This window comes from Neisseria sp. LACPHL-SPEC-2024-00856 (genome assembly GCF_047915665.1).
Taxonomy (GTDB): Bacteria; Pseudomonadota; Gammaproteobacteria; order Burkholderiales; family Neisseriaceae; genus Neisseria; species Neisseria polysaccharea.
Genome location: NZ_JBLRPR010000004.1, coordinates 1 through 14,088, shown reverse-complemented (window position 1 = coordinate 14,088; position 14,088 = coordinate 1). Strand labels below are relative to the sequence as shown.

17 protein-coding genes are annotated in these 14,088 nt (G+C 53.9%); 10 read left to right on the top strand and 7 right to left on the bottom strand.

The window, feature by feature from the left end; translation table 11 throughout:
• Positions 1-67 precede the first annotated feature (67 nt).
• The 4 genes from ACNAU7_RS04790 to ACNAU7_RS04775 form a co-directional block, all read right to left on the bottom strand.
• Positions 68-871 (bottom strand): LicD family protein, encoded by an 804-nt coding sequence (locus tag ACNAU7_RS04790; protein WP_416301120.1) that lies wholly within the window; start codon positions 869-871, stop codon positions 68-70.
• Between the two features lie 73 nt (positions 872-944).
• A complete protein-coding gene (locus ACNAU7_RS04785) occupies positions 945-1,673 on the bottom strand; it encodes an NTP transferase domain-containing protein (RefSeq protein ID WP_416301118.1) in 729 nt (242 codons plus the stop codon).
• Between the two features lie 108 nt (positions 1,674-1,781).
• Positions 1,782-2,684 (bottom strand): DMT family transporter, encoded by a 903-nt coding sequence (locus tag ACNAU7_RS04780; protein WP_416301116.1) that lies wholly within the window; start codon positions 2,682-2,684, stop codon positions 1,782-1,784.
• Positions 2,684-3,682: a phosphotransferase gene (locus ACNAU7_RS04775; RefSeq protein WP_416301114.1), complete on the bottom strand. Its 999-nt coding sequence runs from the start codon at positions 3,680-3,682 to the stop codon at positions 2,684-2,686. The genes ACNAU7_RS04780 and ACNAU7_RS04775 overlap by 1 nt, the downstream gene beginning before the upstream one ends.
• Positions 3,683-3,812: 130 nt before the next feature.
• Here ACNAU7_RS04775 and ACNAU7_RS04770 point away from each other — a divergent pair, with 130 nt between their 5' ends.
• Genes ACNAU7_RS04770 through gloA form a run of 3 tightly spaced genes read left to right on the top strand, consistent with a single transcriptional unit; the run spans position 3,813 to position 5,747 of the window.
• A complete protein-coding gene (locus ACNAU7_RS04770) occupies positions 3,813-4,127 on the top strand; it encodes a LapA family protein (RefSeq protein WP_416301112.1) in 315 nt (104 codons plus the stop codon).
• 10 nt (positions 4,128-4,137) lie between these two features.
• A complete protein-coding gene (gene lapB / locus ACNAU7_RS04765; RefSeq protein WP_416301376.1) occupies positions 4,138-5,307 on the top strand; it encodes a lipopolysaccharide assembly protein LapB in 1,170 nt (389 codons plus the stop codon).
• Positions 5,308-5,330: 23 nt separating this feature from the next.
• Positions 5,331-5,747 carry a lactoylglutathione lyase gene (gene gloA / locus ACNAU7_RS04760; protein ID WP_416301110.1) on the top strand — a complete coding sequence of 139 codons (417 nt, stop codon included), beginning with the start codon at positions 5,331-5,333 and terminating at the stop codon, positions 5,745-5,747.
• 172 nt (positions 5,748-5,919) lie between these two features.
• On the opposite strand, the gene tspA is transcribed toward gloA, so the two are convergent.
• Together tspA and ACNAU7_RS04750 are read right to left on the bottom strand one after the other, a co-directional pair.
• Positions 5,920-7,872, bottom strand: a complete 1,953-nt coding sequence (gene tspA / locus ACNAU7_RS04755) for a FimV/HubP family polar landmark-like protein TspA (protein WP_416301107.1) — start codon at positions 7,870-7,872, stop codon at positions 5,920-5,922.
• Positions 7,862-8,569 carry a FimV family protein gene (locus ACNAU7_RS04750; protein ID WP_416301105.1) on the bottom strand — a complete coding sequence of 236 codons (708 nt, stop codon included), beginning with the start codon at positions 8,567-8,569 and terminating at the stop codon, positions 7,862-7,864. The genes tspA and ACNAU7_RS04750 overlap by 11 nt, the downstream gene beginning before the upstream one ends.
• Before the next feature lie 288 nt (positions 8,570-8,857).
• On the opposite strand from ACNAU7_RS04750, the gene ACNAU7_RS04745 reads away from it, so the two are divergent.
• From ACNAU7_RS04745 to dusA, 7 genes are all read left to right on the top strand, one after another.
• Complete coding sequence (locus tag ACNAU7_RS04745; RefSeq protein ID WP_416301103.1) at positions 8,858-9,388, top strand: septation protein A; 531 nt, start codon at positions 8,858-8,860, stop codon at positions 9,386-9,388.
• Positions 9,389-9,390: 2 nt separating this feature from the next.
• Positions 9,391-9,681 (top strand): YciI family protein, encoded by a 291-nt coding sequence (locus tag ACNAU7_RS04740; RefSeq protein ID WP_025458291.1) that lies wholly within the window; start codon positions 9,391-9,393, stop codon positions 9,679-9,681.
• Complete coding sequence (locus ACNAU7_RS04735; RefSeq protein WP_025458290.1) at positions 9,681-9,959, top strand: BolA family protein; 279 nt, start codon at positions 9,681-9,683, stop codon at positions 9,957-9,959. Before ACNAU7_RS04740 ends, ACNAU7_RS04735 begins: the two co-directional genes overlap by 1 nt.
• 48 nt (positions 9,960-10,007) lie before the next feature.
• Entirely contained in the window at positions 10,008-10,874 is an 867-nt protein-coding gene (locus ACNAU7_RS04730; RefSeq protein WP_416301100.1) for a peptidyl-prolyl cis-trans isomerase, read from the top strand.
• A gap of 69 nt (positions 10,875-10,943) precedes the next feature.
• Entirely contained in the window at positions 10,944-11,702 is a 759-nt protein-coding gene (locus ACNAU7_RS04725; protein ID WP_416301098.1) for a peptidyl-prolyl cis-trans isomerase, read from the top strand.
• A gap of 75 nt (positions 11,703-11,777) precedes the next feature.
• Positions 11,778-12,269: a D-aminoacyl-tRNA deacylase gene (gene dtd / locus ACNAU7_RS04720; RefSeq protein ID WP_416301096.1), complete on the top strand. Its 492-nt coding sequence runs from the start codon at positions 11,778-11,780 to the stop codon at positions 12,267-12,269.
• 30 nt (positions 12,270-12,299) lie between these two features.
• Entirely contained in the window at positions 12,300-13,310 is a 1,011-nt protein-coding gene (gene dusA, locus ACNAU7_RS04715) for a tRNA dihydrouridine(20/20a) synthase DusA (RefSeq protein WP_416301094.1), read from the top strand.
• 69 nt (positions 13,311-13,379) lie between these two features.
• Here dusA and gluQRS read toward each other — a convergent pair.
• The coding region (gene gluQRS / locus ACNAU7_RS04710) for a tRNA glutamyl-Q(34) synthetase GluQRS (RefSeq protein ID WP_416301092.1) at positions 13,380-14,088 on the bottom strand (709 nt) is incomplete at its 5' end.

The following is a 14,088-nucleotide window of genomic DNA, read 5'->3' as shown; positions in this document are numbered from 1 at the left end:
TTCGGATATGTATTCGGACATTTTAATCCGTATCGGGGACGGATGACAATCTGCCCGCCGCCCGCGCTCATTCGGACAACAGGTATGCTTCGGACGTATGGTGCGGTTTCTGTTCTTCTTCGGGCGGCAGCCGCATATAGTCGCCGTAATATTGCGTCAGGTGTTCGTGGTAGCCGTTCATCACTTGAAACTGCCTGCCCTCGAATGTTTTATAGACGATGCTGTCGAAATATTTTTTGGGCATATAGGATTTCCGCCAGCCGCCGTAATCGGACAAAACCAAGCCGATGAAACCGCATTCCCGAATGGGATAGGCGGCTCGAAATTGCTGAAGGTTTTTTGTCATTTTGTCAAACAGGAAACGACTTAAAACGGCAAAAATTTTGTGTTTCAGGCTGCCTTCTTTTGCCCTCAGCCACCTTTTTTTGCAGGAAGAAAAACGCAGCTTGATGCGGCGGTGTCTTTTCATCATACGGAAAATGGTTTTTGGTTCGTCAGGTACGCCGTCATAAATGAAAATGTCGATAAATAAAGGGCTTTTTTTGCCGTATGCGTCGATGAGTTCCGCACGGGGATCGAAGATTTTTGCCATTTCGCCGCTGTGCCGGGCGCGTATGTCTTCGATGGTTTCCAAAAAATAGTGCGGGTGCGCGGTTTTTTGCCAAGCATCGACAAATTTTTGGTATTCGTCGAAGTGCATATAAACGTCGATGTCGTCGTCCCAAGGGATAAAGCCTTGGTGGCGTATCGCGCCGATCAGTGTGCCGCCGCCGAGCGAATAGCGGATGCCGTGCCGTTCGCACAGGGTGTGGAAATCGTCCAAAATGTCGAGGCAGACAAGCTGTTGTTCCCTGAGTGTCAGTTTTTTCATCTAAATTCCTTTCCGGTTGAAACGCCGCCGGCCGCAGCGGCAAACCCGTCGGGCAATACGGCAGAGGCGCGTTTTATGCACCGCCTTGCGCGTCGGGGCATTGCCGCTCTTTAAGGGGGGAGAGTTGCCGTAAGATGGCGCGGTAGTCTTCTTGGTCGTCCATTTCAAATATGTCGCCGCTGCCGAGCAGCTCGGTGCGGATGTCCAGTTTGCCGAGGTGTTCCATCGGGATGTTGTCCCAATAGAGTTTGGGGTTTTCCAAGCGTTCCGCGCCGGCGTATGCCCCAAGCAGGTTTAAGATGGTGCGGCAGTCTTCCGCCGTCCAGTAAGACACGCCCGACAGGCTGGGGCGGGGTTGGGAACCGATGTCGATGCGGACGACCCGTCCGGTGTCGTCTGAAACAGGCAGCCATTCGTTGTGCGTGCGGGCGCGGACGACGGTGAAATAGGTGCTGTGCCGCGGGCGGTTTAAAAAAATATTGCGTCCGAGCACCACGTCGGCATCGACGACGTAGCAGCCGTTGAAAAAATCACACGCCAGCGAAAAGGAATAGATGCTGTTGTATTCCCGATATTTTTCGTTGTGAATCAAAACACAGCCGTATTTTTCTTGAAGATAATCGAATTGCCGGTGCAAATGGCCGGTTACGACGGCGATATTGCTTATGCCGGCTTCGCGCAGGAAGGACAGCGTCCTTTCGAGGTTGGGCGTGCCGCAGATGTCCAAAAGGGCTTTGTGGACGGTTTGCGTCATTTCTTTAAAGCGGCTGCCCAGCCCCGCCGCCAAAATAATGGCATTCATCGTATTTCCTTTTCGGTTGAAACCCCGCCCTTTAGGGAGGCAGGATCAGACTTTATTTGGGAGGGGCGCAACCCCTTCCCAATCAGGGCAACATATAGGGCGACGCTATTATGTGTCGTCCTGTGTGTTGAAACATATTTCACCTTCCCGCCCATACAGGCTCAATGCCGCGCCGGTTCCCAACAAAACCGCCCATATTATGGCGGACGGCGGAACCGGGTGGCGGTAAACGAAGAACCCCAAAACCATCGCCCAAACAGGGTAGGTAATGTTCAAAGCCATCGCCTTGAGGGGTTTCAACAGATAAATCGCCTGATAATAACAGGCATAAGACAACGCGCCGAAGGCAATGATGCCGATGATGCGCGCGTCGTGAAAATCGGAGGGGTTTAAAGAAAACCCCCGGGCAGACAGGAAAACGAGAATCAGCAGGTAGCCGCATACCGATCCGCACAGGCGCAAACAATAAACCTGAAGGCCGGAGAGCGTACGCATCGTCCGGGCAGACAAAACAACCTCGAGCGACCAGCCCGAAACGCACACCGCGATACAAACCAGCCCCAAAGCGTTCAGTCCGCCCCGTCCGCCCGCATCCGCAGCCAAGCCTGCCGAAGCGAGTACCGCCAGCGCGAAACCGGCACGCGCCGCCGTCCCTGTGCGTTCCTTTAAAAACCAAGCCGACAAAGCCGCCGCCAATACGGGGAACAGGGACGATAAAGGCGCGGCGTAATATACCGTCAGGTAATGGATGCCCAAAAGGTATGCCGACATTCCGACCGGCCCGCCGAGCAGTCCCGACAACACGGGCCGCCAAAAAACGCCGCGAAACCCCGGTCGCCCGCCGCTCCCCAAGCCCGCCCACACTGCCGACAAAGAACACAAATCAATCAAAAACAGCAAAAAAACCATCTGTCCGAATGCCGCGCCGCGCGCAAACGGCAAACGGTCGAACAACAGGCCGGAAGCTGCCCAAAATACCGCCGAGACCGCTCCGAACAGATAGCCGCGCATCACGGCAGCACCGCCGACAGTTCAAACGCCGCCGCCAGCCGCCGTGCCGCATAACCGCCGAAATCTTCGCCCTGTTCCTCTTTAACCTTCGTCCACAAAAACCACAGCACGTTTTGGCAAAAACGGTGGATGGTCAGGCGCGCCGCCGCGTCCCGCGCCGAAATGCCGTCTGAAGCCCCGCCGGCAAAATAGGCTTCCAGCAGGCAGTCTGCCGCTTCAGACGGCATCCGCCCCTCCTCGATAACGGCGGCAAGGTCGAACAAGGGGTCGTTCATACCCGAATACTCCCAATCGATAAAAAACAGCCCCTCCCCCTGCAACAGCATATTTTCCGGTACCAAATCATTGTGGCACGGGCGCAGGGGCAGTTTCCGGCATACGCCTTCCAGCCGCCAAAAAGCATCCGCGAGCCTGTCCATACGCGCGTCCGCCTTCAGGAACAAATCCTTGTCCTGCAATAAGGAAAAATACCGGCGGAATGCGTCAAAGGCATTGAATGTGTTGCGGAAGGCGAAGTTTCCGCCGTGCAGCCGGCGCAGGTTGCCCGCAATCAGGCGCAGGCAGCGTCCGTCTTGCAGTTGCGTTTGATTTAAGGGCGCGGCATTTTCCAGATAACGCGTCAGCTTTACGCCGCTTTGTACATCCAAAACGGGCGTTTCCACATTCAAACCGGCGCGGTACGCCAAATCATTGTTGAACGCCTCGTGCCTCCGGTCGATCAAGGCGGCGCGGGCGGAATGGGGCAGGCGCAGGACGAATTTCCCGCCGGGCAGATCCAGCAGGATATTTTGGTTGGTCATTCCCCCGATGGGGGAGAAGGGGACGGCGTGGCGCGTGAGAAAATCAAATACTTCGTCAGGCTTGCGGCAGGTTCGGGCAAAGCCTACAATTTTGTTGATTGATTGATTGATTGATTGATTGGTTGATTGGTTGATTGGTTGATTGGTTGATTGGTTGCATGGCATTTTTGTATCGGCGCGGGGAGTTTGTCTTTGCATATTTTAGCATTGCGGCCTGCCCGTGTCAGCGGCTTCCCTATCCGGAAGCGTCCAAATCGTTTAAACTTGCACAATCCGGCTGCCGTACCGTTTGGGCGCGCAGCCCGTCTGTCTTACCTGCGGAACACATATGAAACTTATCTATACCTTCATCAAAATCATTATCCTGCTGTTCTTCCTGCTGCTTGCCGTCATTAATACGGATGCCGTTACCTTCTCCTACCTGCCCGGACAGAAAGTCGATTTGCCGCTGATTGTCGTATTGTTCGGCGCGTTTGTCGTCGGCATCGTGTTCGGAATGTTTGCCCTGTTCGGGCGGCTGCTGTCCTTGCGCGGCGAAAACAGCCGCCTGCGTGCGGAAGTGAAGAAAAGTGCGCGTTTGACGGGGAAGGAGCTGACCGCACCACCGGCGCAAAATGCGCCCGAATCTGCCAAACAGCCTTGAGAAAGCCGATATGGACAATGAATTGTGGATTATCCTGCTGCCGATTATCCTTTTGCCCGTTTTCTTCGCGATGGGCTGGTTTGCCGCCCGCGTGGATATGAAGACTGTATTAAAGCAGGCAAAAAGCATACCGTCGGGATTTTATAAAAGTCTGGATGCACTGGTTGACCGCAACAGCGGACGTGCCGCCAGGGAATTGGCAGAGGTCATCGATCAGCAGCCTCAGTCATACGACCTGAACCTCACCCTAGGCAAGCTTTACCGTCAGCGTGGCGAAAACGACAAAGCCATCAATATGCACCAAACATTGCTTGACTCTCCCGATACAACCGGAGCCAAGCGTGCGCGCGTGTTGTTTGAATTGGCGCAAAACTATCAAAGTGCGGGGTTGGTTGATCGTGCCGAACAGATTTTCCTCAGTCTGCAAGACGGTGAAATGGCGCGTGAAGCCAGACAGCACCTGCTCAATATCTACCAGCAGGACAGGGATTGGGAAAAAGCGATTGAAACCGCCCAACTTCTCAGTCACGACGAACAGACATATCAGTTTGAAATCGCACAGTTTTATTGCGAACTTGCACAGGCTTCATTGTTTAAGTCCAATTTTGATGTTGCACGTTTTAATGTCGGTAAAGCCCTTGAGGCCAACAAAAGATGTACCCGTGCCAATATGATTTTAGGCGACATTGAATACAGGCAGGGCAATTTTCCTGCATCGGTTGAAGCGTATGCCGCCATCGAGCAGCAAAATCATGCCTATTTGAGCATGGTCGGAGAGAAACTTTATGACGCTTATGCGGCGCAAGGAAAGCCTGAAGAAGGATTAAATCGCCTGATAGGGTATATGCAGACCTTCCCGGAACTTGATTTGATTAACGTCGTGTACGAGAAATCCTTATTGCTCAGGGGGGAGAAAGAGGCTGCACAAACTGCTATCGAGCTTGTTCGGCGCAAACCGGACTTGAACGGTGTTTACCGCCTGCTCGGTTTAAGAATCAGCGATATGGATCCGGCTTGGAAAGCCGATGCCGATATGATGCGTTCGGTTATCGGACGGCAGCTACAGCGCAGCGTGATGTACCGTTGCCGCAACTGCCACTTCAAATCCCAAGTCTTTTTCTGGCATTGTCCTGCCTGCAACAAATGGCAGACGTTTACGCCAAACAAAATCGAAGTTTAACCACTACCGAGAGGAACACAAAAATGCGCTTACTCCATACTATGCTCCGCGTGGGCAATCTCGAAAAATCCCTCGATTTCTACCAAAACGTTTTGGGCATGAAACTGCTCCGCCGAAAAGACTATCCCGAAGGCAGATTTACCCTTGCCTTCGTCGGTTACGGCGATGAAACCGACAGCACGGTTTTGGAACTGACGCACAACTGGGATACGGAACGATACGACTTGGGCAATGCCTACGGACACATCGCGGTTGAAGTGGACGATGCCTACGAAGCCTGCGAACGTGTGAAGCGGCAGGGCGGAAACGTCGTCCGCGAAGCCGGCCCGATGAAACACGGCACAACCGTGATAGCCTTCGTCGAAGACCCAGACAGATACAAAATCGAGTTCATTCAAAAGAAAAGCGGCGACGATTCGGTTGCCTATCAAACTGCCTGATACCGCCGCCGCCAATGCCGTCTGAAGCCTTTAGGGGGTTCAGACGGCATTTTGTTGTCGGCGGTTTGCTGTTTGAGCCTGTGCCGGGTCAAACTTTATCCGTTACACCGATAAGGCAAAAAAAGATGCCGTCTGAAACGGCATCCTTGATTTGCGAAAGGGCAGTTGGGAATCAAATACCCAATTCCTGCGCCAATGTTTGGGCACGTTTGAGTACGTCGCCTTCCGCTTCTTCCAGCAATTCCTGCACTGTCTCGGCAGCGGCATCGCGGTCGCCGATTTCGAGATACATTTTGGCAAGGTCGTATTTCGCTTCGGACGGTGCGTCAGAACCCACAGATTCCGAAGTGAAACCGGTATCTGCATTATTTGGGATATTTTCTTCCGAGAGGGAGATGCTCCAATCTACCGTTTCCTCCTCGCCGTCTTTCAGGAAGTCAGGCAAAGCGTCTGCCTCAGAGGTGTTGGAATCAGGTGTTTCCAAAGTGATTTCCTCTGTTTTTTCCTCAACGGCCGGTGCTTCAGCAGGTTGCAGCAGCGCGGACAAATCGTCGGCAACGGTGTGGAAGTCGGGCGTTTTATCAATGGTTTCCTCTGCTTTTTCTCCAACAGCCGGTGCTTCAGAAGGCTGAAGCAATGCGGACAAATCGTCTGCGGTGGCGTTGAAATCAGGTATTTCGGCAACGGTTTCTGCTGCGGTTTCCCCAACGTCAGGCGTTTCAAACGGTTGCAGCAGCGCGGACAAATCATCGGCAACGGTTTCCGTTACATTTTCCTCAACGGCCGGTGCTTCGGCAGGTTGAAGCAATGCGGACAAATCGTCTGCGGCGGTGTGGAAGTCGGACGTTTCGGCAACAGTTTCCGTTACATTTTCCTCAACAGCCGGTGCTTCGGCAGGTTGCAACAGTGCGGACAAATCGTCTGCGGTGTCGTTGAAATCGGGCGTTTCAGGCGCAGTTTCCGCGACGGCATCGGTTTCGTACACTTTCAGGAAATCGTGCAACTCTTCCGGTGTTTGGACTTCGGCAACTGTTTTTTCCAAGATGGTTTCGGGCGAGGAAGCCTTCAGGAAGCCTGCCAGTCCGGAGGGTGAGGCAGGTTTTGCGGAAGCTGTTTCTTCTGTGCCGATATGGTTGTTTGAGAACAGGTTGTTGTAGAAATCGGTATCGACGGTTTCCGGTTTGTTTTCGGCAGTTTGGGCGACAGATTCCGGTTTGGGCGTGTCGATGACGATTTTGACAGGGTTGTACGGGTTGAAGGTCTCGGGCTCGTACACGCTGTCTGTGGATTCGATTTTGTTCCAATCGGCATCCGCGCGTTTTTGGGTTTCTTCATCCTGCGTAAGTGCGCCGGACAAAATGCCGTTTTGCGCGGCTGCCAGGCTGTCGAAATCCAAGTCGATGCGGTTGGAAGGCGTATCGGTTTCGACATCGAACGTTTGTTTTGCCGATAACTCTTCTTCAGATTCCCCACCTAAGGCAAGTGTGTCGTTTACATCGTTTTTCGGAGCGGGTTCGGGCGTTGCCGGAGTTTCGACTTCGGCAAAGGTGATTTCTATGCCGTCGTCTGCCGCGTCGTCAAGGTCAAGCTCTTCTTCAGGGACGGATTCTTCGGTACGGCGCGCGCGTTTGGATTGGGCAAGGCGCAAAAGCAGCAGCAGGGCAATCAATGCCGCGCCTCCGCCGGCAAGTAGCAAGGTGTACGAACCGTCGAACAGACCGTCAAACAGTCCGCTTTCGGTTTCTTCTTCGGCAGGAACCTGTTCGACAGGTTCGGCAACGGGTTCGGCGGCAACTTCACTGGCTGTTTCCGCAACAGGTTCGGAAACGGCGTTGCCGATTTCGTCGGTCGGCGTGTCGATGGCAGAAGCGGCGGCTTCTTGGGGGGCTGATTCGGCAGCAGTTTCCGATGCGGCAGTATTTGCAGCGGGTACAGGTTCGGGTTGGCGTTCTGTCGCCGAAGCCGGAGTTTCGGACACTGTGGGTTTGGGTTCGGGTCGAACGGCCGGTTTTTCCGCTTTTGCTTCGGGCGCGGCAACTTTTGCTTCAGGTTTTTCAACCGGTTTTTCGACAGGTTTCTCTATCGGTTTCTCTACCATTGCCTGTTTGGACGGTTCAGACGGCATGGATGCGGTTTCGGTTTTGGGTTTCGCCGTTTGCGGCTTGGGTTGTTCCGCTTTGATTTTTTTTGGGTGCTGCCGCTTTGATCCTGTTCAGATTCGGAATGTGAAGCACGCTGCCCGCACGCAGTCTGCCGTGTGCGGAAACATTTGGGTTTGCCTTCAGCAGCGCATCGGCAACCTGTTCGAGCGTCAGGTGTTTCGGACGGATGGCGGCGGCAATCTGTTTGACCGTTTCGCCTTTGCGGACGGTATGGGTTTTGCCGTTGTGCGCCGGTTTGACGGCTGCGTTCGCGCTGTCTTTTTTATCGGTTTTGCGGTGTGTCTTGCCGTCTGAAAGTGCAGATTTGGTTTTGGGCGAGTAGCCGACAGGATCGAGGATGGCGGTGTATTCGCGTACCTGCGCGCCTGCACCGATGCGGAACACCAGGACGGGATCGCGGACTGCCTGTGCGGAAGAAACGGCAATGACGGCTTTGTCGCCCAACTTGTGGACTTTGGCGGTCAGGCCTTTTTCGGAAACGGTAACGCTGCCGCCGCCTAGCAGGGCTTTGGCTTCTTCGCCGGTTACGGTAATGCTGCCGGAAAAGGGTTCGTCAAGGTTGGACTGGATATTCAGTCCGCCCAGTCCCGCATGTGCCTGAAAGGATGCGGCAAGTGCGACGGAGGCGGCAATCAGTTTGATTTGTCTGTTGTTTTTCAAGATGTATCCCCTGTGGGTTGGCGGCTGAATACGGTTTGACCGCGTACAGTCTGTAAATTTCGTCATCAGGCATCGGCAATACGGACGATAGGGTGCGGATAGGCAGAGGTCCCAGCCGAAGCTGTATTTTAAAGCCAATTTTACAAATTATGACATATCTCCATCTTTTTTCAAAAACATCTGTGCATATTTTCATTAATCAAAACAAAATTTGTTGGCTTTGCAGGTGCAAAAATAGGGTTCTGCCTGTATGATTAGCGTTTATTTGATTTGCTTTCTCATTTGGATATGAAATTTGTCAGCGACCTTTTATCCGTCATCCTGTTTTTCGCTACTTATACCGTTACTAAAAACATGATTACCGCAACGGCGGTTGCCTTGGTTGCCGGTGTGGTTCAGGCGGCTTTTCTGTATTGGAAATATAAAAAGCTGGATACGATGCAGTGGGTCGGACTGGTGCTGATTGTCGTATTCGGCGGCGCAACCGTCGTTTTGGGCGACAGCCGCTTCATTATGTGGAAGCCGACAGTATTGTTCTGGTGCGGGGCATTATTCCTGCTGGGCAGCCACCTTGCGGGTAAAAACGGCTTGAAGGCGGGTCTCGGCAGAGAGATTCAGCTTCCGGATGCCGTATGGGCGAAATTGACTTATATGTGGGTCGGTTTCCTGATTTTTATGGGAATTGCCAACTGGTTTGTGTTTACCCGGTTCGAGTCGCAGTGGGTCAACTATAAGATGTTCGGTTCGACTGCGCTGATGCTTGTTTTCTTTATTATTCAGGGTATTTATCTGAGTACCTATCTGAAAAAGGAGGATTGACTGTGGAATATTTTATGTTGCTGGCAACAGACGGGGAGAATGTGCATGAAGCACGTATGGCGGCACGTCCCGAACACCTCAAACGGCTGGAAACGCTGAAATCGGAAGGCCGGCTGCTGACGGCAGGCCCAAACCCGCTGCCGGACAATCCCGAACGTGTTTCGGGCAGTCTGATTGTGGCGCAGTTCGAGTCTTTGGATGCGGCGCAGGCTTGGGCGGAAGACGATCCCTATGTTCATGCAGGCGTGTATAGCGAAGTGCTGATTAAACCGTTTAAAGCGGTGTTCAAATAATGCCGGCCGTCGATTTGATCCGCGAACGCCTGCAGACGCTCGATCCTCTGGTGTTGGAAATCGGCGATGAGAGCCATCTGCACAAAGGACACGCGGGCAATACTGGCGGCGGACATTATGCTGTTTTGGTCGTCAGCGGCCGTTTTGAAGGCGTAAGCCGCCTGAACCGCCAGAAAACGGTCAAATCGCTGCTCAAAGATTTGTTTGCAGACGGCATGATTCACGCGCTCGGCATCCGGGCGGCTGCCCCTGACGAGTATTTCCATACGGCGGACTGAATGAAGTCTGCCCGAACATTTCAATTTAAAATTTAAAGAGAGAAGATTATGAAAGCAAAAATCCTGACTTCCGTTGCACTGCTTGCCTGTTCAGGCAGCCTGTTTGCCCAAACACTGGCAACCGTCAACGGTCAAAAAATCGACAGTTCCGTCATCGATGCGCAGGTTGCCGCATTCCGTGCGGAAAACAGCCGTGCCGAAGACACGCCGCAACTGCGCCAATCCCTGCTGGAAAACGAAGTGGTCAACACCGTGGTCGCGCAGGAAGTCAAACGTTTGAAACTCGACCAGTCGGCAGAGTTTAAAGACACGTTGGCCAAATTGCGTGCCGAAGCGAAAAAGTCGGGCGATGACAAGAAACCGTCCTTCAAAACCGTCTGGTCGGCAGTGGAATATGAATTGAACGGCAGGGCATACGCGCTGCACGTTGCGAAAACCCAACCGGTTTCCGAGCAGGAAGTAAAAGCCGGTTACGACAATGTCAGCGGTTTTTATAAAGGTACGCAGGAAGTCCAGTTAGGCGAAATCCTGACCGACAAGGAAGAAAATGCGAAAAAAGCGGTTGCCGACTTGAAGGCGAAAAAAGGTTTCGATGCCGTTTTGAAACAATATTCCCTCAACGACCATACCAAACAGACCGGCGCGCCAGTCGGATATGTGCCGCTGAAAGATTTGGAACAGGGTGTTCCGCCGCTTTATCAGGCAATTAAGGACTTGAAAAAAGGCGAATTTACGGCAACGCCGCTGAAAAACGGCGATTTCTACGGCGTTTATTATGTCAACGACCGCCGCGATGTGAAAGTGCCTTCTTTTGAGGAAATGAAGGAACAGATTGCCGGCAACCTTCAGGCGGAACGGATTGACCGTGCCGTCGGCGCGTTGTTGGATAAGGCGGACATCAAACCTGCAAAATAATCTGAAAACGGGACACGGCGGCAAGACGTTCAGACAGGCGTTTTGCCGCCGTACAGGACAGGGAATACCATGAAACAGAAAAAAACCGCTGCCGCAGTTATTGCTGCAATGTTGGCAGGTTTTGCGGCAGCCAAAGCACCCGAAATCGACCCGGCTTTGGTGGATACGCTGGTGGCGCAGATCATGCAGCAGGCAGACCGGCATGCGGAGCAGTCCCAAAAACCGGACGGGCAGGCAATCCGAAACGATGCTGTCCGTCAACTGCAAACTTTGGAAGTTTTGAAAAACGGGGCATTGCAGGCGGGATTGGATAAGGATCAAGGCGTTCAAAACCGCTTTAAAATCGCCGAAGCGTCTTTTTACGCCCAAGAATACGTCCGCTTTTTGGAACGTTCGGAAACGGTTTCCGAAAGCGAACTGCGTCAGTTTTATGAGCGGCAAATCCGCATGATCAAATTGCAGCAGGTCGGTTTTGCCACGGAGGATGAGGCGCGTCAGGCGCAGCAGCTTCTGCTCAAAGGGCTGTCTTTTGAAGGGCTGATGAAGCGTTATCCGAACGACGAACAGGCGTTTGACAGTTTCATTATGGCGCAGCAGCTTCCCGAGCCGCTGGCTTCCCGGTTTGCCGCGATGAATCGGGGCGACGTTACCCGCGATCCGGTCAAATTGGGCGGACGCTATTACCTGTTCAAACTCAGCGAGGTCGGGAAAAACCCCGACGCACAGCCTTTCGAGTTGGTCAGAAACCAATTGGAGCAGGGTTTGAAACAAGAAAAAGCCCGCTTGAAAATCGATGCCCTTTTGGAAGAAAACGGTGTCAAACCGTAATGGCATTTTCGATACCGATGCCGTCTGAAGCCTTTTCAGACGGCATTATCCGCTTTTAGACAAGGAGGACGGCTTATGCGTGCGGTGATACAGAAAACGACGGGCGCGAAGGTAGATGTCGTGTCTGAAAACGGCACGGAAACCTGCGGCAAAATCGACGGCGGATTCGTCGTGCTGCTCGGTGTAACGCATAGCGACACAGAAAAAGACGCACGCTATATCGCCGACAAAATCGCCCATTTGCGCGTGTTTGAAGACGAAGCGGGCAAGCTGAACCTGTCTTTGAAAGATGTCGGGGGTGCGGTGCTGCTAGTGTCGCAGTTTACGCTTTATGCCGACGCGACAAGCGGGCGGCGGCCGTCGTTTTCGCAAGCCGCTCCGGCAGAACAGGCGGAACGGCTTTACCTGCATACGGCAGAACTGTTGCGCGGACACGGGATTCATGTCGAAACAGGGCGTTTCCGCACACATATGCAGGTGTCGCTCTGCAACGACGGGCCGGTAACCATACTGCTGGACTCTTTCATGACGCGGATTTCCCCAAAAATGAAGGTTGTTCCGGATTGAAATTGAATCCGCAATGATGAAATATCGACAATGAACGACAATACACACACCCTTCCCCCGCGCCGCCTTTCCGTTGCACCGATGCTCGACTGGACGGACAGGCACTACCGTTACATGGCGCGCCAGATTACCCGCAATACTTGGCTGTATAGCGAAATGGTCAATGCCGGTGCGATTGTTTACGGCGACAAAGACCGCTTTTTGATGTTTAACGAAGGCGAGCAACCCGTCGCCCTGCAACTGGGCGGCAGCGACCCGTCCGATTTGGCGAAAGCCGCCAAAGCCGCCGAGGCATACGGTTACAACGAGGTCAACCTCAACTGCGGCTGCCCCAGTCCGCGCGTGCAGAAAGGTGCGTTCGGCGCGTGTCTGATGAACGAAGTCGGGCTGGTTGCCGACTGCCTCAACGCGATGCAGGACGCGGTCGCCATTCCCGTTACCGTCAAACACCGCATCGGTGTGGACAGGCAGACCGAATACCAAACCGTTGCCGATTTCGTCGGCACGCTGCGTGACAAAACCGCCTGCAAAACCTTTATCGTCCACGCCCGCAACGCATGGCTGGACGGACTTTCCCCCAAAGAAAACCGCGATGTTCCGCCCTTGAAATACGATTACGTTTACCGTCTTAAGCAGGAGTTTCCCGAGCTGGAAATCATCATCAACGGCGGCATTACCGCCAACGAAGCAATTGCCGGACACCTGCAACACGTTGACGGCGTGATGGTCGGGCGCGAGGCGTACCACAACCCGATGGTGATGCGCGAATGGGACAGGCTGTTTTACGGCGATACCCGCAGCCCGATTGAATACGCCGATTTGGTGCAGCGTCTCTACACATACAGTCAAGCCCAAATCCAAGCCGGACGCGGCACAATCTTGCGCCACATCGTCCGCCACAGCCTCGGGCTGATGCACGGTCTGAAAAACGCTCGCACTTGGCGGCGTATGCTTTCTGATGCAACGCTCTTGAAAGACAACGACGGCAGCCTGATTCTCGAAGCATGGAAAGAGGTTGAGCGGGCAAATACGCGCGAATAGGGCGGGGCTGTATGTGTGAAATGCCGTCTGAAGGTTTCAGACGGCATTTGTGCGTTTGTCGGGCGGTGTTTAGGGGGCGGTAATGGCGTGTTTCGGCACTTTGTCCATATCCCAGTGTGCCACCGCCCAGTCGAGCAGTTCGGCAGGGCGGTCGGTTTCCGGTGCTTCGGGCAGGTTGAGGTAACGGAACACTTGGCGGAGGAGTTGTTCGCGGCGGTTTAAATCCAATGCTGGGGCGAGCGTCTGTTTCGACCATTTCTGCCCTTGTGCGTTGGTCAGGAGCGGCAGGTGGGCATATTGCGGTGTCGGAACGTCCAAACACTGCTGCAAATAGATTTGGCGCGGCGTGGAAACGAGCAGGTCTTGTCCGCGGACGATGTGGGTAACGCCCTGTTCGGCATCGTCGGCAACGACGGCGAGTTGGTATGCCCAGTAACCGTCTGCACGAAGCAGGACGAAATCGCCGATGTCGCCGGCGAGGTTTTGGGCGTAACTGCCGACGATGCCGTCTGAAAAACCGATAATGCGGTCGGGGACGCGGATGCGCCACGCCGGCTGTTTGCCTTGCAGTGCAGGGCGTTGGCCTGGGTGGCGGCAACGTCCGTTATAGACGAACCCGTCTGCGCCCCGCCTTGCCCCGGCCTGCCAGTCTTTGCGGCTGCAATGGCAGGGATAGACCAGTCCGGCGGTTTTCAGACGGCATAGGGTTTCTTCATACAGGGCGTAACGGCGGCTCTGATAGGCGACTTCTCCGTCCCACTCGAATCCGAATGCCTCA

Coding starts and splice junctions, on each gene's coding strand:
- ACNAU7_RS04770 (WP_416301112.1), top strand. CDS start 3,813: ATGAAACTTATCTATACCTTCATCAAAATCATTATCCTGCTGTTCTTC.
- ACNAU7_RS04735 (WP_025458290.1), top strand. CDS start 9,681: ATGCCGGCCGTCGATTTGATCCGCGAACGCCTGCAGACGCTCGATCCT.
- tspA (WP_416301107.1), bottom strand. CDS start 7,872: ATGCCGTCTGAACCGTCCAAACAGGCAATGGTAGAGAAACCGATAGAG.
- ACNAU7_RS04790 (WP_416301120.1), bottom strand. CDS start 871: ATGAAAAAACTGACACTCAGGGAACAACAGCTTGTCTGCCTCGACATT.
- ACNAU7_RS04780 (WP_416301116.1), bottom strand. CDS start 2,684: ATGCGCGGCTATCTGTTCGGAGCGGTCTCGGCGGTATTTTGGGCAGCT.
- ACNAU7_RS04730 (WP_416301100.1), top strand. CDS start 10,008: ATGAAAGCAAAAATCCTGACTTCCGTTGCACTGCTTGCCTGTTCAGGC.
- lapB (WP_416301376.1), top strand. CDS start 4,138: ATGGACAATGAATTGTGGATTATCCTGCTGCCGATTATCCTTTTGCCC.
- ACNAU7_RS04785 (WP_416301118.1), bottom strand. CDS start 1,673: ATGAATGCCATTATTTTGGCGGCGGGGCTGGGCAGCCGCTTTAAAGAA.
- dusA (WP_416301094.1), top strand. CDS start 12,300: ATGAACGACAATACACACACCCTTCCCCCGCGCCGCCTTTCCGTTGCA.
- ACNAU7_RS04745 (WP_416301103.1), top strand. CDS start 8,858: ATGAAATTTGTCAGCGACCTTTTATCCGTCATCCTGTTTTTCGCTACT.
- gloA (WP_416301110.1), top strand. CDS start 5,331: ATGCGCTTACTCCATACTATGCTCCGCGTGGGCAATCTCGAAAAATCC.
- dtd (WP_416301096.1), top strand. CDS start 11,778: ATGCGTGCGGTGATACAGAAAACGACGGGCGCGAAGGTAGATGTCGTG.
- ACNAU7_RS04775 (WP_416301114.1), bottom strand. CDS start 3,682: ATGCAAAGACAAACTCCCCGCGCCGATACAAAAATGCCATGCAACCAA.
- ACNAU7_RS04725 (WP_416301098.1), top strand. CDS start 10,944: ATGAAACAGAAAAAAACCGCTGCCGCAGTTATTGCTGCAATGTTGGCA.